Source organism: Ruegeria sp. BHSB064 (assembly GCF_059613205.1).
Window position 1 is genome coordinate 1 of sequence record NZ_JBXWSB010000043.1, and the last position, 25,275, is coordinate 25,275.

A 25,275-nucleotide genomic window follows, 5' to 3' on the forward strand; every position below is an offset into this window, starting at 1 on the left:
CACTAATCGCGTTTCGAAAGTGCTCCGGGCTGTAACCCTGTGGGCGAATTTTACTTAGTTTTTGGTTTAGATAGTCCAGTAACTTCTGCCAATCTTTGATAGCGGACCAACTTACCGATTTGGAAAATACCCTTCTCGGAAATGCTCTTCATAGATGCCTATTGCAATCCAAACCCCGCCACCGGTTAGAGTTCCTCAAACTGGCCAAAGGGCAAACGTTCAGCTGAGGGTATAATGCGCCAAGGCGTCATGTCGGGCACCATCAGGACGCAATGTGGATTGGTAGAGGCCAAAGCTGGTGACCGTCATTTCCGGCAATGTGTTTATTGCGTTGAAATTCTGGAGGTAATGAGCTGTCTCGCCTTGCCCGTGTTTTAAACGAGCAATGGTTACATGCGGGCGAAAGCGTCGACGGGGCAGCACAATTCCTGCTCGTCGCGTGGAGGTTTGGACTTTCCGATGTAATTCTGTGAGCGCCTGGCAATCCACCACCCCGACGGCCAGCGCCCGTCCAAAAAACTCAACCCCTGAAAAAGTGATGCTGAAGCTTGGGGCTGAAAGCATCAGAAGATCTTCATGCAATGCCTCCAAAATCTCGTTGGGCTGATCATCCAGAAAGACTAGGGTCAGATGCAAGTTGTCCTCCGGTACCGGTCGGCCAACTGTCAGTCCGCACCGCGCACGCGCAAAAGCTTCTTTTGCCTCGTCGCTAAGCGATATAGCAACAAATGACCGCATGACCCCTGTAGTTTCTCCTTTGGTTAGTTTGCTGTACCCTATACTTGCTACAAAGCTGCGTCAGGTCTGCCCGTTTCTGCCGAACCTCTGACCAAGCCAGTTGAGGCTATAGCTATCTGCCGTCACATGTCGACTTTTCGCTCACGCAGCGAGCTGCGGGCACCCTTGGGTTTGTTTGAAAGTGTCAGCGGTGCTCATAGAAGCGCCCTTTGTCGCTTTGGAGGCACTCAGCCCGAAGCGGATATCCCACCAATAGTGACAAATTGCTCCTCCATGTGCTGCTCGCTTTCGATCACTGGCAGCTGATCTGCAATTGGTGGCGCTAATCAGGAATGCCTGCGGCTGCCAGCATCGTGTAATACGCGTCATAGATCTCCGGCTTTGCAATTGAGATACGAGCGCGCATTTCCCGAAACATTGAAACGCTAAAATCAGGTTCCCGCGACATGTGAATACGCGCAAGTTCTTTGGCTCGCTCCACATTGCCGAGAGCCATCTCTGCGACAAGCTCGTTCAGGCGGAATACAGTCACTGTGTTATGAAATGCACGCATTTTTTGGGCTGTTTCTTTTAGACCGTGCCAATTCTCTTCTGCAATTTGCGATAGGCTGACTCCCATATAGACCCGGTAATTCAGCGGATCATTCGGGTTGAGCCGGAGGGCCTCCCTGGCATGCGCTTGTGCCGTTTGCGCTTCACCCATCAGGCCATGCAGTAAACAACTGGAGCCCCAGGCTGAAACGCAGTTTGGGCTTGTTTTGACCACGTGATCCACCAATGACAAGCCGTACTCGGTGTCTTCCGACAGAAATGCGAGTACGTAGCCGGCATATGCTTGCGCTTCCAAGTCAATGTGCGATGCATCAAGAGTCTCATGCGCCAGTTGAACGGCGTAATCAAATCGGTCCTTGCTTGGACGCGTGTCCGGATTCCAAAGCAAAGTTCTAATCCAGCCTCGAAGGGCGCTGGCCAGCGGGTATTCACTTGAGAGCGAGAGAGCTTTTGACAGTTGTTCGTCCGCTTTGGCGAAATTGAACCTGTAGATCGCTGCCTGCGCTCGCAGGAAGTGATCATATGCTCCCAGGCTGTCCGGGCGCTTGTGAGCAGAACGGTCAATTTCTGCCTGTCTAATACCCGGCGCAATTGAAGCAACGACGGCTTCAGTAATCTGGTCCTGAAGGTCAAAAATATCGTCGAGCTTCCCATCGTATCGATCAGCCCACACATGCGCCCCGGTTTCCGCATCAATCAACTGACCAGTAACACGCAGCCGGTTACCAGTTCCACGAACAGAACCTTCTAATACATAGCGAACACCAAGTTCGCGACCGATGCGGCGCACATCAACCGAAAGTCCCTTGTACGAAAAAGAAGAGTTTCGGGCGACTACGAATATCCAAGGCACTCTGGATAAGCTGGTAATAATGTCTTCGGTAATACCTTCTGCGAAATAGTCCTGTTCTGCGTCAGACGAAAGATTTTCAAACGCCAATACGGCCACGGATGGTTTGTCAGGGCGAGTTTGAATTACCGGAGGTGCAGTAGCGAATGCCGCCTGTACTGAGTAGGCGGTTACAGGGCGCGCAATATTCTTCAGGTATTGCGGACCCAATTCGGTGAACGAAACATCCACTTTGCCTATAACGTCTTCGTAGACCCGCCCTGAAACTACGATCCCACCAGGTGGAGCCAAACCTTCCAACCGGGCTGCAATGTTGACGCCGTCACCGAGAACGTCACCGTCGTCTTCAAAAACATCACTCGCATGAATTCCCATACGGAATTGCATCTCCGGGCTTTGCCCGCGTGATGCGTTCCGCTCAACCATCTGACGCTGCATCGTTTCCGCACATGCCACCGCATCCACAACCGAAGGAAACTCTGCGAAAAAACCGTCACCGGTCTTTTTGAACAGGCGCCCGCCATTCAAACCGATATGCGGCTCCAGCGCTCTAAAGTGACCCTTGTACGCATGCAAAGTGGCTTCCTCGTCAGCACTGACAAGCGCGCTATAGCCAACAATATCAGCCGCCAGTATGGCCGCCAGGTGTCGTTCCAAATGAAAATCCTCACGCGCATCCATTTTAAAGAAGTGTCAAAAGGATATTAGGGGCTTCGCGTACAAATCGCTCAGACCACGTCTCGAAAGTCGGCCGCACGATAAGGCACAATCAGTTCAGAAATAGGCGCCAGGAAACCGCGCTTGCGAAGCGGGTCCGCACTCATGTCGAGTAGGAGTTCATCGTGATAATGGCACATGTGAAGTAGAAGTGTGGCGGAACGTGCTGGCCCTTCTGGCATCCAAGATTGTTTCCAAGACTTGAGCGCATCGATATCGCTTTGCATGGCCTCAGCATCCGGTACGAGCACACGACCTGCAACAACTTCCGCAAGCCATTTGGCCTGAAGCGCGAAGGTCGTCACACTCATGAAGGAGGACGCCCGACCCACGAATGCAAGGTTTGGCACCGAGGGGTGCAGGACATGGCGGTATAAATAGAACCCATCCGGTCCATCACCCAAGGAAGTGAGGATCGACTTCGGAAGATATGGGTAGCCGGTCTTCCAGCCCGTGCCGAAGACCACGCAATCGACCTCAAGAGAATCCCCGTCCGCAAGGTCGATCCCGTTGGAAGAGAATGCACTCAAGCCTGTTCGATGTGCGGAAATCTTACCTGATCGGATAAAGTCGATGAGCCCCGGACGTGGAACCATAGTCACTTCCGTAAACGCGTCGAATTCGACAGGCGTCTCAGGCATCAGGGTCTCACCACGCGCGATTTGTGTTCTCAATCGTTGCTGGGTACTAAGCAGCAGTTCTACGACACGCCAGAACAGCCAGGGCAACGGATATCCTATTGAGTGGATAGCGCGCACGATTGGGCTGGGTCTAACATACGGAGGGATCAGGGCTGCAACAAGGCGTGTCAGCATTCCCCATTTGAAGGGAAGAACACCCAGCAATTTGCGTGGAACAGGCCAGTGTGCGGTTCGGAAAACGAGGTGAACCTTTTCCGCGACACCCACAGCCGAACCCGCGATATCCGTGGCACTTTTTCCGTAGCCGATTACAGCGACACGACGACCTTTGAGTTGTGATATGTCTTTAATTTCGCTCGCGTGAAAGACTTCTCCTCCAAATTCTTCACGTTTTGAAATGTTCGGGACATTTGGTGTCTCTGAATAGAGCCCGGCTGCAACGACAACGAGATCGGCCTCAATAATTTCAGAGCTTTCGGAACCATCAACCTCAAGTGACCACCGGTCACCTTTGCGCTCAATCATGGTGACGCGGGTGCCTAACCGCAGGCACTCTCGTATACCGAAATGATCGCAATAGTCCTCCAGATATTCCCGAAAGACCGGCCCCGGAGTGAAATGAGACGCTTCTTCGGACAGCGGAAAGTCTGGGAATTCGTAGAGGTCCTTTTGCACCTGAACGCCAAAATCGTGGTAGCCATCCGCCCAGACGCCGCCTAGGTACGGGTTGCGATCAAAAATCTTGCAGTGGATGCCAACCCTCGTCAGGCATTTTGCAGTAGCAAGCCCAGAAACCCCCGCACCAATGATAGCGGCGGTTTTGACCTCCCCTACTATCATGCCTCAGTTCCCCGTCGCAAAATTCGCGATAAGACCAAGAGAACGACTCCCAGAAGCCAGAGTGCCAAAACATAGGCACCGAACACAGTCCAAAGCACCCATACCCAAAGGCCTTGCCAAATTGTCTTGGTTTGATTTAACCCGGTCTGACCGAGGCGAGAACTCAAAATGAACAACATATTGAGCAGCCCAATCGCGGCGCCGATTGCTGTTCCAATCCAAAAGAAATCGCCCATAACAGCCCCCCAAGGCTATATCAGGATATCACGAAATCATGGTTTTAGATAGCAAGGCGGCCATTAGCGCTTTGGAAATCACAGTCGGCATCAAAATCGCCGCTGCTGTCACACCCCTGAGAACCTGTTCAAATTCTTAGCTTGCCTGCTCGTACCAAGAATGCCCCTAAAGCCTGTTTCAAGGAGATTTTAGAGGAAGCCGCGGCAGCAGCACTTGGTAGCGAGATTAGTGTCGGAAAGGTGCACGTCGCCAAACTTTGCAAAGTCAGCTTTCTGCGCTTCACTGTCATTCGAGCAGCATGAAGCATCCTGTGATATTGTATCGTGTCAACGTCGGGTTGTCGTTGTGGGCGGGCATGGCGGATCGGAGGATCAGCCATGGAAACCCCAAACTTACCTGCCATTCGTGCACTTCGCCCCGCTTGGAACAAAGGTCGCATCGTCGGCCAAAAGCGACCGCTGAAACCAAAACATGTCTGGGCAATCCGAGTTCGCCTAGAGCTAGCTGAAAACCATCGCGATCTTGCGCTCTTCAACATGGCAATCGACAGTAAGCTCCGCGGCTGCGATCTGGTGAAGATGAAGGTCGCGGATGTCATGTCATCGGGTCAGATCAAGGAACGGGCTTCGGTCCTTCAAAGCAAGACGCAGAAACCCGTGCGCTTTGAAATATCCGAAGGCACACAAGCCTCTGTCGAGAAGTGGATGGAAGACGAGCTAATGTTCGGTTCGGAGTACCTTTGGCCCGGCCGATTCCACGGGCGACTACACATCTCGACGCGTCAATACGCGCGGATTGTACGAGACTGGGTCACGTCGATCGGTCTCGAGGCGAGCGCCTACGGCACCCATTCAATGAGGAGAACCAAGGTCACTCAGATCTACAAGAAGACCGGAAACCTTCGAGCGGTTCAGCTTCTTCTCGGCCATACCAAGATGGACAGCACAGTTCGGTATCTCGGCGTCGAACTCGAGGATGCCTTGGCCATCGCCGAAGCCATTGAGATTTAACGCTCACGGGTCGCTCTCGCGGGCGGCCCAAACCGGACTTTCAGCAGTCCGCTGAGATGCTGCACTTGCAGTCCGCATAGCGGACATTGTCCGGAACTGGATCGCCGCCGTTGGAGCGAAGACCGCCTACATTTAGCTAGGATCACCCTGAGAAAATGAGTATGCGAGAGCTTCAATGACGGGATGAGGGATGAACTGCTCAACGGCGAGATTTTCTTCGGCTTGGGCGAGGCTCAAAATCTGATCGAACAGTGGAGGAAACTCTACAATACGAAGACCACACAGTGCATTGGGTTATCGCCCACCAGCCCCGGAAGCAATCTTTCCCGTGGAACCAATGCCAATCATGCACTAACAGCCAAATTTGACCAGTCAGTTCGGGCTGCTCTGCATCCTCGCGACCCGTCAGCGTCCGCCTCGATGCGCCTTTGCTCTTTCGACGCGTATGGCTTCATTTGTAGGCATCGCCAATGAGGTTCCGGACAGGCAGAGAATCCACATTGCAACCATTAGGGGGATCGCGGCGATGCTTGCGAATGCGGCCTGGTAGGACATCGTGCTGACCAGCGCACCCGCCGCGATAGGTCCAGTGATTTTGCCCGCGTTCCGGATAGCACCGATGCTGCCAAAGGCCAGGCCGAGATGCTGTGTCGGAGTTGCACTCGCGACAAGCGACAATGTCGCCGGACCAAACGCGCCCTGGCCGGCACCGATGAACAGCGCTGTCGTCAGCAGTGCCAACCATGTTGGGCCGATAGCCGACAACACCAGAAGCCCTGTGGCAAGCAGTGCAAGACCCAAAAGGAGTGGCACGACGGGCCGGGTGTGATCTGCCAGCCGTCCCATGGGTGGGCGCAGGATCGCGTTCGTCGCCTCTTGTATCGCAAGGAATGTGCCGATCTCGATCGGCTGATGTCCTGCGATCAGAGCCATTACTGGTAAAAAAGCTTTGACCGCGTAGATCGCTATGTAGGTTGCGCCCTCGATCACCGCCAAAACAAAAAGCGGGCGGATGGACAGGACGACTCGAACCGCGCTGGTCAAAGACCAGTTAGATGGCCGCAAGACATGTTCGGCCTCTCTGACATACAGCGTTGGCAGAAAGGCCAGCGCTGACAAAAAGCAGGTGCCAGCATATATCGCTTCGGGCGCGGCAAAGGTGAGGGCAACGCCGCCAATCAACGGCCCGAGGATGTAGGATAGCGTTCGTGCCAACCCGAACCAGCCAAACGCCTCGGCCGCCTTCTTGCGCCGCCACGAGGCGACATAGGCCATCGTCACCGGGCCGTAGATCGCGGTTGCAAGGCCATGCACAAGGCGAAGCGCAAACAGGTCAGTCGGGCTGTCGACGATCAGATAGAACGCGGGAACCAGAGAAAAAAGCGTGGTCCCCAGCATCAACCAAACCCACCTGCCGCGATAGTCCGACAGCAACCCGAATAGCGGTTTCAGGAACAACCCGGTCGCCGTGGAAACGGACACAATGGCCCCCAGCAACAGAGGCGATGCCCCCAACCCGTGCGCTAAGACAGGTAAAACAGGCGCTTTGCCAATCTGATAGCTGGTCCGTACGATGAAATCGGCCAGAAACAGCGCCAGCAACGAGGACGTCCCGGAACTGCGTCTAGAAGCTGCGGCGGTCAGTTCCTTGCTACTCATCTTAGTAGCGTCTCAGTTTCGAAGCGGAGTGGCGGATCAGCCTGCGCCTTGCAGAAAGGTATACGAAACCCGCCACGCCAATCAGAAACGCAACCAGAAGAACTGCGACCGCGAAAAGCGCACCAACCACTATCCCGATCAGAAAAACGGAGACCATAATCGCCAAACCGGGAGGTACTGCCCTCAGCAATCTGATGCCGGAGCCTCGCCGGTTTGGCGGACTGGCGCGTTCATAGCGCGTGATCTGACGACGGTCGGTCAACAGGATTTCCCCGCATTGATCATGTCACCCAGCTCTTGCCCGGCCCAGCACTTCAACGCGGATTTCAGTGTGCGTTTCAGATGACCGGTGACAAAGATCGAGACCTTTTCATTGTCTGGATCGTCGGTTTCGATCTCAAGCTCACAACAGGCCGAGTTGTTGCAGGTCGGCGTGTACTTGACGATCAGATCGAGACAAGACCCCGATTTGACGGTAGCCGGGAACGGGTTGCTGACGATCTTGAAGTTCAGGCACTTCTGATCGCAGGGCTCTTTCTTCGGTTTGTACTCGTCCTTGCGATCGTCGCATCCGCAGTCACAGCCGCACTCATCACCGCAATGCGCAAGCTCCTCGCACCGTGTCGGAGGTTTGAAACCGACCTTGGTGACATGAAGATCGCAGTCACCTGTATTGCAGATTGCAAAGGTTGTCAGAGCTTGCTCGCCAAGCTCGACGCCTCCGAAGCAGCCAGTACCCGTGATCGAAAGTTTGCCGCTTGGGGCAAAGCCGTTCAGGTCGATGGTTGCCGGGCTTGCTGGATCATCGCTGACCACCGTGATCGTGGTGGATTGGGCACCGAACGACGTTGGCTGGAACCGAATGGAAACAGGTACTGCCGCACCTGGGGCTATCACCAGTGGGAAGATCAGGACCTGCGGCACGATAAACTCGGCCGAACTGGACGAGATCGACGTCACCGTCAGCGGGCACTTGCCGCTGTTGGACAGCACCAGAGGCTTGTCGCTGAAGTGATCGACGCAGACCTTGCCGAAATCGCCGTCATCGGCAAAGGACAGCACCAGCCTCGGCGGCGGCGCAGTACCCCTGACGCCGATCTGAGCCGGGCTGTCGAGGTCATTGCTGCTGACCGTTATAGTCGCAGCATCATTCCCGAATGCAGAAGGCTGATACCGCAGCGGTAACGTGACACTTGCGCCCGGTGCAACCTTCAGCGGGAACGACACCGTATTGGGTACAAAGAACTCGGGCGAGGATGACCCGACCGCATTGATCAGCAGCGGGCATTGGCCCGAATTGTTGATCACAAGGCCCTGATCCCGGTGTTTGCCGACGCAGACCTCTCCGAAATCTCCGTCGTCTGCGATGGACAGCTCGGCGTTTGCTGTACCGCCCGTTCCGCTCGCCAACATATCAACGGTCGGAGACTCCGGGTCGTTGCATGCAATACGGATCGTCGCCTCATCCTCAGCACCGGGGGCAGATGGCGTATAGGTCAATGTAAAATCGACCTCGCCACCCGGTGCAATTGACAGCGGCGTAGATGGAAAGGCCTCGACGAAGAACGCGGTTGAACCAAGGATGCGTTGCACGCTTTTGATGATTAGATCATCCGTGCCCACATTGAAGACCTGCAGCGTCAACGAAACCGGGCCGTCACAAACGGTGCCGAATTCGAACCGGTCCTGTATGTTGACTGCGATTACCGGTCCTTCGGGTTTGGCAAATTCAAAGACGCCACGCCCATAGGTCGCTGCACGAAGAACGTTCGACCCGCGCCCGACCACGATATCCGTGACGGGGGCATTCGGGAAATGCAGGTCATCCAGAACATACCAGGTATTACCACGGTCGACGGATCGCAAAACACCAAGGTCGCACCCGGCATAGATTGTGGACGGCGTTTCGTCCCCGTCCAGCGCGATGGCACCGAAGGGCACATTCACATCGGGCGAGATGTCAGCCCATTGGGTGCCACCAACCGTTGTGCGGAATATATGCCCAGGTGAAGCTGCACTAGCGAAACCACCCAAAACGCAAAAGATCGCCGTTTCATCATTGGGATCAAACGCCGAGCGCGTGACATTCCGACCCGGCAGGTTCCGCGTGATGTTTGTGAAGGCGACGCCATTGGCCCCTCCGACGGTTGCCGCCATGGCGTTGGTCGACACAAAAACCTGCCCGCCCGCCGAGATGACGACGTTGTTCCCATTTGTCGGCGAAACAGCAATGCGCGGCGTAATGAAACCGGAGGCAATTGGGAAAATCGTACGCCAGTTCGACCCGCCATCAAGGCTCTGCCAAATATTGGCGTTGCTGGCGACGTAGAAAATCCCGTCATTGCCGGGATCGGCCGCCAGACTGGCCAGATAGAACGCGTCGTCCGGGCTGCCTGCAGCCCAGGGCGTGACATCGCCTGTGCTGCCACCATCATCTGTCGAGCGCAAGACTCTGGTCGCCGGGGCTACGCCGCTATTGCGTGTCAGCAGCATGCGATCGGCAGTCACGCCATCATAGACAATATCCCAGCCATCCGCGCCGCCAATAGAGGTCCATCCCAGCGGTCCATCTGTCCGCTTGTGCCCGTTATCCTGGAACCCGGCGACCGTTACGTCACCGCTGGCACCGGGCTTGATGTCCATGTTGTAGATCAGAGTGGTCTGAAAACCGCCAGAGTTCAGCGCGGTCCAGTTTGCTCCGTCATCCGTTGACCGGAAGATGCCGCCATCATTGCCACAATAGATCGTAGTCGTCGCTGGTGCTGGTGGCTGGAAAAAGCCCCAGGCATGAGTATCGGCATGAAGACCGCTGGAGATATTGGTGAAGTTCGCGCCTGAATCTGAGGACCGAACCTGATTTTGCGTGCCCCAGAACAGGGTGTCGTTGGCTCCGTCACCGGGCGACGCCGGATCGACCGCCAAGGTCATGCAGTATCCTGCAAATGTCGTGGCCGCCGCCGCACCCGCTGCGGCTTGTTGGGTCCATGTCGCACCTTGATCCGTGCTCATGAACAAGGCGATTGGGTCGGGTGTTGAACCCCTAATCGCATGTGCGATAACCACATAGATCACCTGTATCCCAGCCGCCGCAGGCGGCGAAGTTGGCGGCGCCAAGCGCGCAAGCACCTGCCCCATGACAACCCCGCCGCCCAGAACGGCTGCGACTGCAGGTGTGGCTGCTGTCATGATCGACGCCCAATTTGCGCCGCCATCGGTGGACTGGAACACGCCTTGACCGCTTATCCCAGTGTAGAGAATACGAGCGCCCGCTGGCGAAGTAACGTCCAGTTCAAGCGACCGGGCGTCGAAACCGGCAGTGCCGGTGCCTTGTACCCAGTTCTGACCTGCGTCATTGGACACCCAAACGCCATTGCTCGTTGCGGCGTAAACGATCTGAGAATTAGCTGGGTCGACAATGATTGAATTGACATTGCGGTTGGCAAAGTCGACCGCGTTTCCGTCATTTCCCAAGGGATAACCGGACCCAAGCAGAATCCAGCTCGATCCTCCGTCGAAGGATTTGAAAATACCGACCCGCTGTTGCACCGAGACTGCGCCCCGTGTGCTGGTGCCGACATAGATCACATCGGTATCGCCGGGATCGATGGCAATACAATTGGGCTCTCCGATGGCAAGACACAGTTCTTCGTCGAACAGCGCAAGCCAAGTGGTGCCACCGTTACCTGTTTTCCAGACACCACCATCGGCAGTACCAACGTAAACAATGTCCGGGTCACTGGGATGGGTTGTGACTGATGTAACCAGACCATTGTCTTCACGCCCGCCTGTGATTGGGCTGGGGCCAATAGGTTTCCAAACTGTTCCCGGTATCATTTCTTGTCCTCCCCGCCGTTTGATTTGCCGTTGTCTCCGTCATCGTCGTCCGGAGGGGCGGGTGGGATGAATGCTGGCTTCCCACGGATTGCGCCAGGAAGTTTTTTGAACTGTTCGACGGCACGGGCAAAGGCTTGTGCCGACGGGGTTTCGCCCCCTTCAAGCCTGTGTTTCAAAAATGCCTCGTGAATATCCAGGTTTTCAGGCTCTTCGCGGAAGGGCTCGTCATCGCCTCCTCCGCCGCCATACCCGCGGTCGTTGCCACCGCCAGAGCCACCGGGGCCTTTTTTCTTCGGTTTTGGTTTGGTCGATTTAGAATTCGCCATGATCAGACGCTCCTCTGAAATTGAGGTTCTGATTAAAGAGCGACACTGTCTGGTTTTGGTGCGGCCAACACTAATGCACTAAGGTCACGAGACCTGTTAAACGTTTGAACTTACTTCGATTTGCTAAGGTTAGCCTTCAAAGAATGATGTCACTCATTAACTTGAAATCGCGCAAATAACTGCGCATAGGAAAAAAGTACTAAAAAATGCGTATCGAAAAGGTACCATCTAACGCCGATTCCGTCAAACGTCAGATCAGAACCTGCGCGAGGTATAGCCCACTTTTGCGTTTTAGTCCGATCAGGCGTTTGCTCGCTTCTCGGGCATTGGGTATCATCTCGCTACATTTGGCTCCTGGCATGCGGGACTTTCAGCTAGTTATTGCAAGTTATGGCTGAGCGCGTCTTGGGACATCTATCTGCCTCGGAAATTGCCTCCTACTTAAGAAATTTGCAGTGCCCAAAGCATATTGTTTGTTGTTGGCCTACTTTTTTGTTCTCGTGGTGTTGTATCAGGGCTCTCAACCGCCCTTGGAGACAGCGCAGCATCTCGGTGGCTTAGCGAGACTGCTTGGCTCGCAGACGGTCCAAAGAAGACATTGCCAGTGGTCTCTTGTGCCGCACCGCAATCCAACAAAAGCTCCGTTCGCTACAGTCGCAATATAGGGATCACCCGATCCGCGACAGCAGTTGAAACACCGGCGTCAAATTGGCGAACTCGGCAGATGTGCGTTGCGTCACGTTCGGCTCAAGAACAAAGGCGAGAGGCTTTACATCCATCCAAACCGCAAAGCCCTTGCGCCTGAGCGCTTCCTCATGGGGGTGGTGTTTGTCAAAACCGGACGGGACGCGCTTCAACTCCGGCTCGCCGATCTTGTAACTCCGTTCTCGCATCTCTGCGGCGGTCTGGATCAACTCTGCCCCGAGGGGACCCGCCATGGCGTCGCGGAATGCGTCCAAATATCCTTTCTCATACTGAAAAACCCCGCAACCAAGGGACAGCTTTTCAGGAGAAAGCCCAAAGAACCACATCGGCGGTTGACCCCCCTGCCCTGTCGGCGTGAACGCAAAGTGCAGATGTGCGTTGTAGGGTGTCTTGTCCTTGGAGAACCGAACATCCCGGTATATGCGAAAGATTTTGCTGCTGTGATCCTGTCCGGTCAGCGCACCCAGGGCTAGTGCCATGTCATCGGCGAACAGCTTGCTGGGCGCTTTCAAGTGGTTTTCATAGATCGCTTTGTTCGCTGCAAACCAATCTTTCGTGTTGTTCGCTTTCAGGTCTTGCAGGAAGCCAACCGCTTCAGGTGAGAAACAGTCAAACCGGGCCATGAAATCCTCCGTTCAGTCTTTCTTGGGCAACGCCACGGCGTGTTCAAGGCACAGGTGCAGCCAACGCTTCAATGCAGCGCCATTGCAGTCTGTTTCGTCCACTCGGACAAAACCACCCAGCTTGCGGTCTCTGTGGATCACGGCATGGGCCGTGGGGTTTTTCAGAGCGGCGCTCTCGTTTGACTTGCCGACCCGGAACATGAACCGCCCCACCCCATCCGGGTGCCGCCGCGCACCGCAAAGCATGTTGCCGTTCAGAAAGAAGCATAACCCACCCATCATCCGCTTTTCGGAAATGCCCACATGGGTGGCCAAAGCCTCTCGAATGCGGGCGTTCAGTGTTTCATCCTCGGGCATCAGCTGGCCACCCAAAGCTGCCAGAGGATCGCCAGCGCAAGGACCAGCATGGTCAAAGTTGTCAGCGCCGCCCCGACCGCACGCCCTGTGCCATTCACCGAAGTACTCAGGCTGAAATAGTGGATGACGCGCGCAAGCAACAGCACACCACCACAGGCAGCGACCAGCCAGGTCGCAGTTCCCGCAATCTCTGCGCCCGCAAGGGCCAGCAGGGCAAGCGGGACATATTCGATGAAGTTCCCATGTGCCCGCATCAGCCGCAGCAGGCTTTCATCCTCACCGTGAAGCAAAGAAATTCCGGTCTTGGTGCGGCGCACGCCAACGGCAATCGCCATCGGAATGCTCATCACAACAAACACTGCCGTAAAGGCCAGCGTGATCTGCGGAAACTGTTCCATGTTACGCCTCCTTTTTAATCGCGCTTAGGACGCCATGCTCTCATATGTGATTAGCGCAAATCGTGCCCCTTGCGGGTCAGTCAGAGTGGCCATGCGGCCGACCCCCGGCATATTCATGGTAGGCTGTACAATCACGGCACCTTTGGCCTCAGCTTTGGCGACGCTGGCGTCCACGTCGGCCACGGTAAAGAAGATCGTCCAACAGCCGTTATCCTCTGGCACGGGGGAAAAGCCACCAATTGCCGTTTCGCCTACGACAGCAGCAGAATAGCTTGACCCGTCCTGCATCGGCATGTCGTTAATCGTCCAGCCCAGCACCTCTTGATAAAAGGCTTTGGCTTTGCCCTGATCGGGGCCGGAATGTCCGATCCAGCCGGAGTTTCCGACTGTCGTCATATCAAGAATACTCATGTGCTTCTCCCTTGGTTACGCCCGCGACATGCGGGTCTGATCCAAGGACGCGCGACACTCGGCGATCCCTACACGCGGCGTAAATTTTTTTGGCTAACCGAAATTTTTTCTGTGATCGCAATACGTTCGGGGGCAGTTGGGTTGAGTGCCATCACGGCTTCAAACGCGGCAATCGCGGTGAGATGGTCACCGGTTTCCTGCAATAGCGCACCGCGCATTGCATGAAACCAACGATACGTGGACAAATCCTGTGCCAATGGCTCCATCGCCCTTAGCGCATAGTGCGGACCATGCAGCCTGGCCTGGGCCGCAATCTGGTTGAGCCGGACCACCGGCGTTGGCTGTAATGCGTAGAGGGCGGCGTAGTGACTTTCGATCGACGCCCAATCGGTATCACCTACCGAGGCTGCACGGGCATGTGTCGCTGCGATTGCAGCCTGAATGATGTAAACACCATGATGGCCGGTCCGCCGGGCCTTTTGCAAAAGGCCTGTTGCCTCGGCGATGTCCGCACGATCCCATAGGCTACGCTCCTGATCGTCCAACGCGACAAGCTTTCCGTCCACATCAACGCGTGCACGCCGCCGAGCATGTTGAAAAAGCAAAAGCGCCAGCAAGGCGGCCTGTTCCCCCATTGCAGGAAACAAGGCTGCAAGCAGACGGGCCAGTCGGATCGCCTCTTCGCACAAGGTCAGCTTGATTTGATTTGGACCCGTTGAAGTCGACCACCCTTCGCTGAACATCAGGTAGACCATCACGGAAACTTCACCCAAGCGCGCACTCCGCTCAGCCGGGCTGGGTGTTTCGAAAGCAACCGGGCTGCTGGCAATCTTTTTTTTAGCACGGGTGATCCGCTGTTCCATTGTCTTGGGCTTGATCAGAAATCCGCTCGCAATTTGGTCCACGCTCAACCCCAGAACCACGCGCAGGGCAACGGCAATCTGATCCCGTCGGTCCAGGTCCGGGTGGCAGCAGATGAACAGCAGCCGCAGAACATCGTCGCGCATCTCGTCCGGGTCCGGCGTTTCGGCGGGCATCGGCTGAAACTCCTCTGCATGGCGTGACAGGATTGCAGCGCGGCGCTGTGATTTACGCACATGATCCAGGCCGGAGTTACGCGCGGTTGTTAGGAGCCACGCTAACGGGTCACGCGGAGCGCCGTCTTTGGGCCAGACTGCCAGAGCCTTCAGGCAAGCATCAGAAAAGGCCTCTTCCGCCATGTCTAAATCCCGAAACAAGCGGGTCAGCGCCGCCATCGCGCGTGGGCGGTGCAGAGTGAAAGTGGCCTCAAGCCAATCCGACATGATCTATTCCGACGAAATCACGCCACCCGCCCAGGCAACAGGTCGCACCTCAAGGCGGGCGACGGGAGAAGAGATCATCTTTGCATATTCAAGTGCTTCATCAAGATCTTTGAAATCGGCCGCATAAAACCCAAGGAAACTCTCCTTTGTCTCTGCAAACGGGCCGTCGGTGATCAGGGGCGCCGCGCCCTCGGTTGAAGCGGGCTCGACCATCACGGCAGAAGTCGGCGGCATCAGCTTCATCGACACGAACTCCCCGCGCTCTGATAACACCGATTGCAGTGCGCCATGGCCTGACATCACTTCGTCCTGGCGTTCCTTGGGCAGAGCTTCGAACACACCTGGCTCCCCATAAATCGTGATTGTGTATATCATCATCATCTCCATGCTTCATTCACATGGTGCAAGGACGCGCGAGGACATGCAAATCCGACAACCGGTCCACAATGCAAGGTCGTAAGATAGTCACTTGGAACCCATAGACCCTAATCGAATGCTAGGTGGGTTCCCAAAGCTCAATTGGGTTTCCTTCTGGATCATTGAGCCACGCAAACTTGCCATTTGGATAAGGCGAATCTGGATCGCGACGGACGTCAACACCCTTAGATTCGAGTTGCGCGATCATTTTCTCAATGTCGCGAACACGAAAATTCAGCATAAATGCCTTTTCTTGGTTCCCGAAATACTCTGTCACCTTCTCGAACGGGGCGAATACAGTCTCGCCTGCTTCCTGCGTCCAACACGGTGTTTCATAGTCGTTTGGTACAAGGTCAATGCCCAAATTGTCACGATACCAAGTTGCCAAAGTTGCAGGCTCATCTGCCCTGAAGAAAAACCCACCAAACCCCAGTACTTTTTCCATCTTCGATTTCAAACCCGGATACGCTATCGGAAAAGACTACTCCAATATGTGCAATTTGATAAGCGCGGCCCAAAGCTGTCGTTGGCTCATGAGTCCTAATGCGTCGATGCGTCCGTCAAAGAAGACGTTAGCTGCAGGCGCAATATTTCGAACTGATTTAGAGCACGACGTGCACTTTCTACTGTAATATTGGCGGATCCTTTAGCTGAGTTGCCTGATCAATTATCCAACTGCAGAACTTTTTTGTGTCTTCCCTGTCTGCAGCTGTGTTGATCAAATAGAAATAGTCCCGCTCGATTTCCAAGAAGCCATCCAGTTTGATCAGAGTTCCGTCAGCAAGATACGGGTCGACCAATGGGTTTCCTGCCAATGCGATACCTTGTCCGGCGATCGCGGCTTGCAGCATGTTGATGTAGGTATTCAAAGCCACGCCGCTGGATTCGGCTGGCAGCACCAGATCATTGGCTTTGAACCAATGTGGCCAGCGCGCCCCGGGACGATAGATACCAGACAGGTGAAGCAAATTCTCCTTCATCAGATCCACGGGTTCTGAAAGAGAGGTGTTGCGGGAATATCTTGGGCTCATAACTGGAAAAATGCGCTCTCGCAACAGCGGAATCACGTTACCTCCAGTTGGTTTTTCTTTGGAATAGCGGATCGCAACATCGACGCTTTCGGCGGCAAGGTCCAATTTGCGATCGGTAACGACGAGGTTCAGTTCGACCTCCGGGAACTGATTGCTGAAGTCCACCATACGCGGCATGAGCCAGTAGGTCGCAAAGGCAGTCGTCGTGGTTACGGTCAGTGGAGTATCACCTGACGTCTTTGAGACATTCAGAACGGCGTTTGCAATCTGATGCAAGGCCGGAGCCACCTCAGCCTCCAAAACCCGTCCAGCCAAGGTCAAAGATACTTTTCGGTGGTCCCTGACAAACAGCGTCGTACCAAGCGCTTGTTCAAGCTCGGCAATCTGGCGGCTGACCGACACACGCGTGACACCCAGCTCCTCTGCCGCACGTGTAAAGTTGGAATTTCTGCATGCCGCTTCGAAGGTTATCAAATGCGGCAGCTTTGTAAGAGTTTTGCGTAAGTTTGCCATAACATATTGGTTAACAAACTGGATGGTATTTTGGAACTTCACAACTGCGTTCAGATCACAAAAAATTACCGCAAGAGGAGAACCCGGCCAGACAGGCCTTCATAATTTTCAGGGAGGAAAACATGAAAAACTTCTCCAATCTTGCGCGCACTACGGCGATAGTGACCGTTCTTGGATTTCCGGCATTCGCCGCAGATCAGCCCGGCGCTGGTGTTGATGTCTCACCTATCAAGGGATCGCCCGCCAACGCATGGTTTCAGCATATGGTCGTGCAGCAGGGTTTGGAGGCTTTGGGTTACAACGTTGAAGAAACTCTGGAAGCCGATTTCCCCGCAGTTCATTTGGCTGTTGCTTCAGGTGACGCCGATTACACATTCAATCACTGGAAGCCGCTGCATAACGACTTTTTTGACAAGTCCGGCGGCGAAAGCACCATGACGCGCGTAAAGGCTGGAATAACCGGTGCGGGCCAAGGGTTCTTTATCGACAAGAAGACCGCCGAGGCGAACGGCATAACCAGCGTGCAACAGTTTTCCGACCCTGCAGTTGCGGCCCTGTTTGATGCAGATGGTGATGGCCGCGCCAACCTGTCGGGTTGCAATCCGGGTTGGGGCTGCGAGATCGCGATCGAGGATCACCTGGACAATTTGAACCTGCGCGACACCGTTCAACACGATCAAGGTAGCTATTTTGCGATCATGGCGGACACCATTACACGGTACAACGAAGGCGGCGCCATCCTGTATTACACCTGGACGCCAAACTGGATCAGTGACGTTCTGGTGCCCGGAGAAGATGTGGTGCAGATCGGTGTTCAGCAGGACGGTGAAATGGACGCGGGTTTTGCTGTGAACGACGTCTATATCGTTGCAAACAATGAATTCCTTGAAGACAACCCTGCAGCCGCGAAGTTCTTTGAACTCGTCGACATCCCGATCAGCGCCGTCAACGCAGCGCAGGTGAAACTGCGCGATGGCGAAAACACGTTGGAGGACTTCCAACGCCACGCCGCCGATTGGATTGCCGAAAACCAAGCGCAATTTGACGGTTGGGTGGCCGAGGCCGCAGCCGCTGCAAACTAACTCTCCCCGAAGACTTTGGGGCGGCTTTCATAGCCGCTCCGGTTTTTTTGAAGGAACAAGACAATGGCTGATGCACAGATCGAATGTCGTGACCTCTGGAAAATCTACGGCAACCGCTCGGACGAAGCCATGAAGGCGGTCCTGGCTGAGGGGCTGTCGAAAGAGGACGTGAGAGACAGATTTGGCTGCGTTCTTGGCGTTCGGGATGCGAGTTTCAGCGTCCGGAAGGGCGAGATTTTCTGCATCATGGGACTGTCAGGTTCAGGCAAGTCCACCCTTGTGCGCCATGTCAACAGGTTGATTGAACCGACGTCGGGCCAAATTCATGTTGCCGGTCAGCGGGTGGACACGATGGGCGAAGAAGAACTGCGCCAATTGCGGGCTGAAACGATTGGCATGGTCTTTCAGCATATGGCGCTGTGGCCTCATCGAACCTTGGGCGAAAATGTCGGTTTCGGGCTCGAAGTCCGCGGCATTGATTTGCAAACACGGCGAGAGGCGGCAGTCAAAGCGCTCGAAGCCATGGATCTTGGCGGCTGGATTGATCACTACCCCGATCAGCTTTCGGGCGGCATGCAGCAACGTGTCGGTCTGGCCCGCGCATTGGCGGCCGACCCAGAAATCCTGTTGATGGACGAGCCATTCTCGGCGCTTGATCCTCTGATCCGTCGCCAATTGCAGGACCAGTTCCTGAACCTGTCGGCGCATATGCACAAAACCACACTGTTCATAACCCATGATCTGGATGAAGCCATCCGGATGGGAGATCACATCGCCATCATGAACGATGGTGAGATCGTTCAGATTGGTACCCCCGAAGAAATTGTCACCAGCCCCAAAGATGACTACGTCGCCGAGTTTGTGAAGGGCATCAGTCGAGTCGCGCTGGTCAGGGCTGAAACCATCATGGAACCGCTGGACGGGCGGGAGGCCACTGAAAAAACCGTGCGCGTCGACGCTGAACTGGGCGAGATTATTGATCTATTCATGGAGGACCAGTCTCCGGTCACCGTCGTTAGTCCGGATCAGGCTTCTGTCGGGCAGATCACCATCATAGACGCGTTGACCGCGTTGCGCGGGTAAAAGGCGAAATCATGGATATCTGGAACATTTTTGACACCGAATGGATCCCCGTCGGCACTTGGGTCGAAACCTTCCTGCAATGGGTGGTGACCAATTTCCGCTTCATTTTTCAAGCGATCAAGGTGCCGTTTGAAATCGTTCTGACCGGATTGGAGGACGCACTGACCCAGGCGCCTGATCTGCTGGTATTGGCGTTGATCATTTTGGTGGCCTGGCAGGCGGGCGGTCGCCGCCTCGGCCTGATCTCGGCGGCCTGCATGCTTGCCATTGGTCTGATGGGTGCATGGGAAGAAAGCATGACCACCCTGTCCATCGTTCTGACATGCGTTGTGTTCTGTTCACTGATTGGCATTCCGCTGGGTGTGTATTCGGCCAAGAACGATCGGTTCTGGACGGTCCTGCAGCCCATGCTTGATCTAATGCAAACGATCCCGTCCTTTGTCTATCTGGTGCCTATCGTCATGCTGTTTTCGATCGGCAATGTCTCCGGCGTGATCGTGACCTTCATCTACGCCTTGCCGCCGGTGGTGCGCCTGACCAACCTGGGCATCCGACAGGTTCGCGGGGATATGGTCGAGGCCGCGCGTGCTTTTGGAGCCTCAAACCGGCAAACGCTTTATAAGGTAGAGTTGCCGTTGGCGATGCCGACGATCATGGCCGGCGTGAACCAGACCATCATGATGGCGCTGAGCATGGTTGTGGTGTCTTCGATGATTTCCGTGACCGGGTTGGGCCAGATGGTTCTGCGCGGCATCGGGCGTCTCGATATGGGTCTGGCGACTGTTGGCGGGTTGGGCATCGTGTTTCTGGCTATCGTCATTGACCGTGTATCGCAAAGCTTTGGCATTTCGTCGCGTGAGCGTGGTCATAAGAAATGGTACGAAACCGGCCCGGTGGGCTATGTCCGCAACTTGATGGGACGGGGGTGACATGACCGACTCTCGCCCGAATATCCTTTTCTTTCAGGTCGATCAGCTGACGGCCTCGGCCCTGCGCGCCTACGGAGACATAATCTGCCACACCCCGACCATCGATGATCTGGCCGCGCGTGGCGTCGTGTTCGAGACCGCCTATTGTAACTATCCGCTTTGTGCACCATCCCGCTTTTCGATGGCAACAGGGCAGCTGGCGTCGAAAGTTGGCGCTTATGACAATGCAGCAGAGTTTTCGGCCGAAATCCCGACCTATGCGCATTACCTGCGCGCAGCGGGCTATCAAACGGCCCTGTCCGGCAAGATGCATTTCATCGGCCCTGATCAGTTCCACGGGTTTGAAAAGCGCCTGACAGCAGACCTGTATCCGGGTGATTTCGCCTGGGTTCCCAATTGGGAAAACGAGGGCAAGCGCGACACCAACGATCCCCGGGCCGTGCGCATCGCCGGGATCTGCGAGCGGTCGGTCCAGATCGACTATGATGAAGAGGTTACGTTCAAGGCGATACAACATATTTTCGACATTGCGCGCGGTGACGACAAACGTCCATTCTTTCTGCAGGTGTCTTACACCCATCCGCATGAACCCTATCTGTGCCAAAAGGAATTCTGGGACCTGTACGAAGGAAAAGACATTCCGATGCCCGCTGTCGGGGCTTTGTCAGAAAATGAGCACGATCCTCACTCTGTCCGTCTGCTTAAGGATTTTGGCATGTTGGGCATTCAGTTCAGTGACGAGGACGTGGCCCGCGCCATCCGCGCCTACTATGGATCGATCAGCTATATTGACAGCCTGATGACCCGGATCATGGATGCCTTGCGTGCAACCGGTGCGGATCAGAACACCGTGATCATTTTCACTTCGGATCATGGTGAGATGCTGGGTGAACGTGGCATGTGGTTTAAAAAGCATTTCTTTGAAAAGTCCTTGCGCATTCCTCTGATCATCGCTGGCCCCGGCATCGCGCCAAAACGGGTTCAGGAGTTGACGTCTCTTGTCGATATCGTCCCGACCCTGAACACAATTGCCGAGGTTGAGAACGCTGTAGAACCGTTGGAAGGCGTGGATCTGTTGGCACTCGCAGACAGGGGTAATTCGCCGTCGGAACGCGCGGTCTATGCCGAGTATTTGGCCGAGGCGACTAAGGTTCCGATGTTCATGATCCGCCGAGGATACTTCAAGTTTATCTCCTCGTCCCATGACGGTATCATGCTTTTTGATCTTCTGAATGACCCGAACGAGAGGACAAATCTCGTGGGCTCAGAGAGCCATCGCGAATTGGTCGATGTCTTCATCCGAGAAGTCGCTGAGAAATGGAATGAAGCCGAACTAATTCAAGACATTGTCCTTAGCCAAAAGCGGCGTGCTCTTGTCCGTATGGCAATGGGCCAAGGTGTCAAACAGCGATGGAACCACGGAGAGTCTGAGGCTGACAATGTACTTTGGTACAGGGGAGAGCAGGGCTACAACGAATGGGCGTTTAACCATATTTGACTTCAATTTGTTAAGTGACCTGCTCGCTGAGCCGTGCAAGGCGTTTTTGCAAAAGCGACCCAACAGCCGCTCACCCGAAAGGCGTCAAATGTCTATGCTGATCTCCTCAGGTACATTCTGGTAGCAAACGGGTCGCAAAAATCGACGAATCGACAGTGTTCCTACGCTGGTCGCTCCAAAATTTGTCGATGCCGGATAGGGGCCGCCATGCACCATGCTGTCTGCAACTTCGACCCCGGTGGGAAAACCATTGAACAAAACGCGCCCGGCCTTACGCTCGAGTATAGGCAGCAAGATCGACGCATGTGGGACGTCTGCGGAATCCATGTGCACGGTCGCGGTCAACTGACCCTCCAACGTCCGTGCGATAGTAGTGAAGGCGTCGGCATCCCTGGCGACGACGACAAGTCCCAGCGGCCCGAAAACCTCGTGCGATAAGTCCGGGTTGGCCTCAAAGGCTTCAGCCGAGACCTGATAGAGAAAGGCACTCGCGTCCCGGTTTTCGGCTGTTCCGGACACTAATGTTGTGACATCGGGCGCTGACGCGATGCGATCACGACCATCGCGGAACGCTTGGGCAATACCGTCTGTCAGCATGGTCTGAGAGGCGGCAGCCTGTATCGCCTCGGCGGCCCCGGTGATAAAGGTTTGGGCGTCGGGGCCGTCTGGCACTATGGCCAAGCCCGGATTGGTACAGAACTGGCCTGCGCCCATCGTCAGCGAGGCCGCCCAGCCTTGGGCAATTTCTGCCCCACGGGATTTCAGGGCAGCAGGCAGTAGAAACATAGGATTGACCGAGCCCAGCTCGCCGAAGAACGGGATTGGTTCTTCGCGGGCGGCGCAGAGGTCGAACAAAGCGCGTCCTCCGCGCAGGGACCCGGTGAAGCCAACAGCTTTGATGAAAGGGTTCTGTACCAGCGCGCCACCGACAGCAACGCCGCCATCCTGAACAAAGCTGAACACCCCCGGATGCAAGCCCAGAGCCTGTCTGGCCGCGTCAATGGCTTCAGCCACGATCTCGCCCGTGCCGGGATGCGCCGGGTGACCTTTGACCACCACGGGGCATCCTGCCGCCAGCGCGGCTGCGGTGTCCCCGCCCGCGGTCGAAAAGGCCAACGGAAAATTTGACGCGCCGAAAACCGCCACCGGACCAATAGGGCGCTGCACCATTTTCAGATCCGGGCGCGGCAATGGCTGGCGATCGGGCAAGGCCGCGTCGTGGCGATAATCCAGATACGCACCATCGCGGATATGGCTTGCAAACAGGCGCAACTGCCCAGTGGTCCGCCCCCGCTCACCTTCCATCCGAGGCGCTGGCAGACCGGTTTCCGCGCAGCCGATTTCGGTAATATCTGCTCCACGCTTTTCGATCTCGTCAGCGATCCGCTCCAGAAAAACAGCACGGTCTTCACGTGTTGAATACCCATAGGACCAGAAGGCATCCTCGGCTGCAGCGCAGACCCGCGCAACCAGTTCCGGCGTACCGGCCGAATAGGTCCTGGGCGTTCCGGTTGCGGGGGAAGACTGAAAGCTGCTGTTGCCTGCCATCCACTCTCCGGCAATCAGGCTGTGTCCGTTCATGTCAAATTCCTCAGATCAGGTTGCGCGCGGCAAGGTTTTTCATCAGCGCGCTGGTGCCAAAGGTCCAGGGCGGGCATTCAGTGGACAAGCGCACCGTATTGACCAACCGTCCGAGCGCCGGGTTCGATATTTCAACCAGATCACCCATCTTGTGGGTAAAGCCCCCGCCGGGCGTATCGCGGTCTTGTGTCGGTGCAAACAACGTGCCCAGCATAAGAAAAAAACCATCCGGGTATTGATGATGCGCACCACGCGCCTGACCAACCAGATTTTCCGGGTCACGGCTGATTTCGGCCATCGAGCTGGTTCCGTACATTTCGAACCCTTCTTCGCCGGTTACTTTCAGTGTCAGTTCGGCCTGTCGGACGTCATCCATCCCGAAGCTGTCGTCAAACAGCCGCAACATCGGACCTATGGCACAAGACGCGTTGTTGTCCTTGGCCTTTCCCAACAACAGCGCCGAGCGCCCCTCGACATCCCGCAGATTCACATCGTTACCCAGTGTCGCGCCCTTGATACGAGCAGCACTATCGACGGCCAGAACGACCTCGGGTTCGGGATTGTTCCATGTCGAGATCGGGTGCAACCCGACGCTCGCGCCGAAGCCTACCGCTGACATGGCTTGCGATTTGGTAAATACCTCAGCATCCGGGCCGATACCAACTTCAAGGTATTGCGACCAAACATCCTCGGCGATCAGAGCCTCTTTCAACGCCATTGCCTTGTCCGAGCCCGGCACCACATCCCGCAGGCTGTCGCCCAGAATCTCGGTACAGCGGGCGCGAATGGCGTCCGCCTTGGCCGGGTCACCCTTGGCTTTTTCCTCGATCACACGTTCCAACATCGATGATACGAAAGTCACGCCGCAGGCCTTGATCGGTTGCAGATCGGATGGTGCAAGGAAATACGGTCTGGATGGATCGGGCGCTTCTGTTGAATTGGCCGATACTTCGTCGATGCTGTCGACATCCACGCCATCCGCCGCCTTTGCCACAACGGCCGGATCGTCCAGTTCCAGAAGCGCCTGCATCGTTGGGGTCCGTGACGAGGTGATGTCGACCAGACGATCACCCCGCCGCGCCACCACCGCAGGGCCTTGAGTCTGCGGCAGCCAGATACGGCCGACGAACGTTCCGGTGTCAGGTAAGTTCAGTGTCATTTGGTTTTTCCCAAAGAATAAAGTTTGGACAAAAGCTGATCGGCCTGATCGCAGGCGGCCCAGGTCAGAGACATGTGGTCTGCGTCGGTGATCATGTGCCAATCAGCGTTTTCGGATTGCGCCATCAACGCGCCGCCCCGCAGATATTCGGGGGTTTCGGAGCTGCCATTTATGTAGAGGACAGGTGGTCGGTTTGCGTGCGCGGATAGCGTGAATTCTGCCACCTCTTCCGCAGTCAGCCCAAGTTCCGATTGCAGAAAAGACAGGCGCACGGGGGCCAGATCATAAACCCCGCTGAGTGACAGAACACCCAGCGTTCGCGCGGCCAGAGCGTCGTCGGTCAAGGCCGATAGCGCCAGATGCGCACCGGCGGAATGGCCAATCAGGACGAACCGCATCTCGGAGAACACCTCGGCCAGTTTGTGCAAGGCTGTTTTGGTATCTGCCACGACATCGGCCAACCGAACCTCCGGCATCAGGCGGTATTCGATATTGGCCACGCTGGCCCCCGCTGACAGAAACGCGGGAACCATGAAACGATGCGCCTCGGCCTCTAGCGCCCGCCAATAGCCACCGTGAATGATGACAGGCAAAACCGAGTTTGAACCTGTGCCTTCGGTCCATTCAACCCATTGGCGCGGATGGTCTCCGTAAGCCGTACGTGTAAACAAGCATTGTTGAGCTACAGCGTCGCTGTCCCGCGCCATACGGTCCAACGCTTCGGCGAAACCGGGAATGACCTCAGAGAATTTGAGCTGGCTGTCCCAGAAGGCCTGCATG

General features: G+C 55.7%; 22 protein-coding genes and 1 pseudogene. 6 read left to right on the top strand and 17 right to left on the bottom strand.

The window, feature by feature from the left end; all coding sequences use genetic code 11:
* Positions 1-219 precede the first annotated feature (219 nt).
* The 3 genes from thpR to AC2FNU_RS12060 all read right to left on the bottom strand — a co-directional run bounded on the left by thpR (position 220) and on the right by AC2FNU_RS12060 (position 4,338).
* Positions 220-738: an RNA 2',3'-cyclic phosphodiesterase gene (thpR, locus tag AC2FNU_RS12050; RefSeq protein WP_496788367.1), complete on the bottom strand. Its 519-nt coding sequence runs from the start codon at positions 736-738 to the stop codon at positions 220-222.
* A gap of 322 nt (positions 739-1,060) precedes the next feature.
* On the bottom strand, positions 1,061-2,821 hold the full coding sequence (locus tag AC2FNU_RS12055; protein WP_496788369.1) for an adenylate/guanylate cyclase domain-containing protein: 1,761 nt from the start codon (positions 2,819-2,821) through the stop codon (positions 1,061-1,063).
* 47 nt (positions 2,822-2,868) lie between these two features.
* On the bottom strand, positions 2,869-4,338 hold the full coding sequence (locus AC2FNU_RS12060) for a flavin-containing monooxygenase (RefSeq protein WP_496788373.1): 1,470 nt from the start codon (positions 4,336-4,338) through the stop codon (positions 2,869-2,871).
* Between the two features lie 614 nt (positions 4,339-4,952).
* Here AC2FNU_RS12060 and AC2FNU_RS12065 point away from each other — a divergent pair.
* Complete coding sequence (locus tag AC2FNU_RS12065) at positions 4,953-5,585, top strand: tyrosine-type recombinase/integrase (protein WP_496788375.1); 633 nt, start codon at positions 4,953-4,955, stop codon at positions 5,583-5,585.
* A 76-nt stretch (positions 5,586-5,661) separates the two neighbouring features.
* Positions 5,662-5,940: pseudogene (locus AC2FNU_RS12070) on the top strand (integrase core domain-containing protein); the annotation flags it as partial.
* 50 nt (positions 5,941-5,990) lie between these two features.
* Here the strand turns inward: AC2FNU_RS12070 and AC2FNU_RS12075 are convergent.
* From AC2FNU_RS12075 to AC2FNU_RS12125, 11 genes are all read right to left on the bottom strand, one after another.
* Entirely contained in the window at positions 5,991-7,244 is a 1,254-nt protein-coding gene (locus AC2FNU_RS12075; protein ID WP_496788377.1) for an MFS transporter, read from the bottom strand.
* Between the two features lie 258 nt (positions 7,245-7,502).
* A complete protein-coding gene (locus AC2FNU_RS12080) occupies positions 7,503-11,078 on the bottom strand; it encodes a choice-of-anchor D domain-containing protein (RefSeq protein ID WP_496788379.1) in 3,576 nt (1,191 codons plus the stop codon).
* A complete protein-coding gene (locus AC2FNU_RS12085) occupies positions 11,075-11,404 on the bottom strand; it encodes a hypothetical protein (protein WP_496788382.1) in 330 nt (109 codons plus the stop codon). Before AC2FNU_RS12085 ends, AC2FNU_RS12080 begins: the two co-directional genes overlap by 4 nt.
* Before the next feature lie 668 nt (positions 11,405-12,072).
* Positions 12,073-12,732: a DUF2461 domain-containing protein gene (locus AC2FNU_RS12090; protein ID WP_496788383.1), complete on the bottom strand. Its 660-nt coding sequence runs from the start codon at positions 12,730-12,732 to the stop codon at positions 12,073-12,075.
* 12 nt (positions 12,733-12,744) lie between these two features.
* Positions 12,745-13,089, bottom strand: coding sequence for a TfoX/Sxy family protein (locus AC2FNU_RS12095; RefSeq protein WP_496788385.1), 345 nt, complete (start codon positions 13,087-13,089; stop codon positions 12,745-12,747).
* Positions 13,089-13,487: an MAPEG family protein gene (locus tag AC2FNU_RS12100; RefSeq protein ID WP_496788387.1), complete on the bottom strand. Its 399-nt coding sequence runs from the start codon at positions 13,485-13,487 to the stop codon at positions 13,089-13,091. The genes AC2FNU_RS12095 and AC2FNU_RS12100 overlap by 1 nt, the downstream gene beginning before the upstream one ends.
* Positions 13,488-13,511: 24 nt before the next feature.
* Positions 13,512-13,898 carry a VOC family protein gene (locus AC2FNU_RS12105; RefSeq protein WP_496788389.1) on the bottom strand — a complete coding sequence of 129 codons (387 nt, stop codon included), beginning with the start codon at positions 13,896-13,898 and terminating at the stop codon, positions 13,512-13,514.
* Positions 13,899-13,966: 68 nt separating this feature from the next.
* A complete protein-coding gene (locus AC2FNU_RS12110; RefSeq protein WP_496788391.1) occupies positions 13,967-15,202 on the bottom strand; it encodes an RNA polymerase sigma factor in 1,236 nt (411 codons plus the stop codon).
* A gap of 3 nt (positions 15,203-15,205) precedes the next feature.
* Entirely contained in the window at positions 15,206-15,577 is a 372-nt protein-coding gene (locus tag AC2FNU_RS12115; protein ID WP_496788392.1) for a YciI family protein, read from the bottom strand.
* Between the two features lie 121 nt (positions 15,578-15,698).
* Positions 15,699-16,064 carry a VOC family protein gene (locus AC2FNU_RS12120; protein ID WP_496788393.1) on the bottom strand — a complete coding sequence of 122 codons (366 nt, stop codon included), beginning with the start codon at positions 16,062-16,064 and terminating at the stop codon, positions 15,699-15,701.
* A 178-nt stretch (positions 16,065-16,242) separates the two neighbouring features.
* The gene (locus AC2FNU_RS12125) at positions 16,243-17,163 is read right to left on the bottom strand and encodes a LysR substrate-binding domain-containing protein (protein WP_496788395.1); all 921 of its coding nucleotides are present in this window, start codon (positions 17,161-17,163) and stop codon (positions 16,243-16,245) included.
* Positions 17,164-17,285: 122 nt separating this feature from the next.
* On the opposite strand from AC2FNU_RS12125, the gene proX reads away from it, so the two are divergent.
* The 4 genes from proX (at position 17,286) to betC (ending at position 21,755) form a co-directional block, all read left to right on the top strand.
* Positions 17,286-18,245: a glycine betaine/L-proline ABC transporter substrate-binding protein ProX gene (gene proX, locus AC2FNU_RS12130; protein WP_496788397.1), complete on the top strand. Its 960-nt coding sequence runs from the start codon at positions 17,286-17,288 to the stop codon at positions 18,243-18,245.
* A 63-nt stretch (positions 18,246-18,308) separates the two neighbouring features.
* A complete protein-coding gene (locus AC2FNU_RS12135) occupies positions 18,309-19,328 on the top strand; it encodes a quaternary amine ABC transporter ATP-binding protein (protein ID WP_496788400.1) in 1,020 nt (339 codons plus the stop codon).
* A gap of 11 nt (positions 19,329-19,339) precedes the next feature.
* Positions 19,340-20,257, top strand: coding sequence for an ABC transporter permease (locus AC2FNU_RS12140; protein WP_496788402.1), 918 nt, complete (start codon positions 19,340-19,342; stop codon positions 20,255-20,257).
* A gap of 1 nt (position 20,258) precedes the next feature.
* A complete protein-coding gene (gene betC, locus AC2FNU_RS12145) occupies positions 20,259-21,755 on the top strand; it encodes a choline-sulfatase (RefSeq protein ID WP_496788405.1) in 1,497 nt (498 codons plus the stop codon).
* 84 nt (positions 21,756-21,839) lie between these two features.
* Here the strand turns inward: betC and AC2FNU_RS12150 are convergent, their stop codons facing one another.
* From AC2FNU_RS12150 to AC2FNU_RS12160, 3 genes are read right to left on the bottom strand one after another with little or no spacing between them, the layout of a single operon-like run.
* Positions 21,840-23,336, bottom strand: a complete 1,497-nt coding sequence (locus AC2FNU_RS12150; protein ID WP_496788407.1) for an aldehyde dehydrogenase (NADP(+)) — start codon at positions 23,334-23,336, stop codon at positions 21,840-21,842.
* Between the two features lie 10 nt (positions 23,337-23,346).
* Complete coding sequence (locus AC2FNU_RS12155) at positions 23,347-24,495, bottom strand: fumarylacetoacetate hydrolase family protein (RefSeq protein WP_496788408.1); 1,149 nt, start codon at positions 24,493-24,495, stop codon at positions 23,347-23,349.
* The gene (locus tag AC2FNU_RS12160; RefSeq protein ID WP_496788410.1) at positions 24,492-25,274 is read right to left on the bottom strand and encodes an alpha/beta hydrolase; all 783 of its coding nucleotides are present in this window, start codon (positions 25,272-25,274) and stop codon (positions 24,492-24,494) included. Before AC2FNU_RS12160 ends, AC2FNU_RS12155 begins: the two co-directional genes overlap by 4 nt.
* Position 25,275 lies beyond the last annotated feature (1 nt).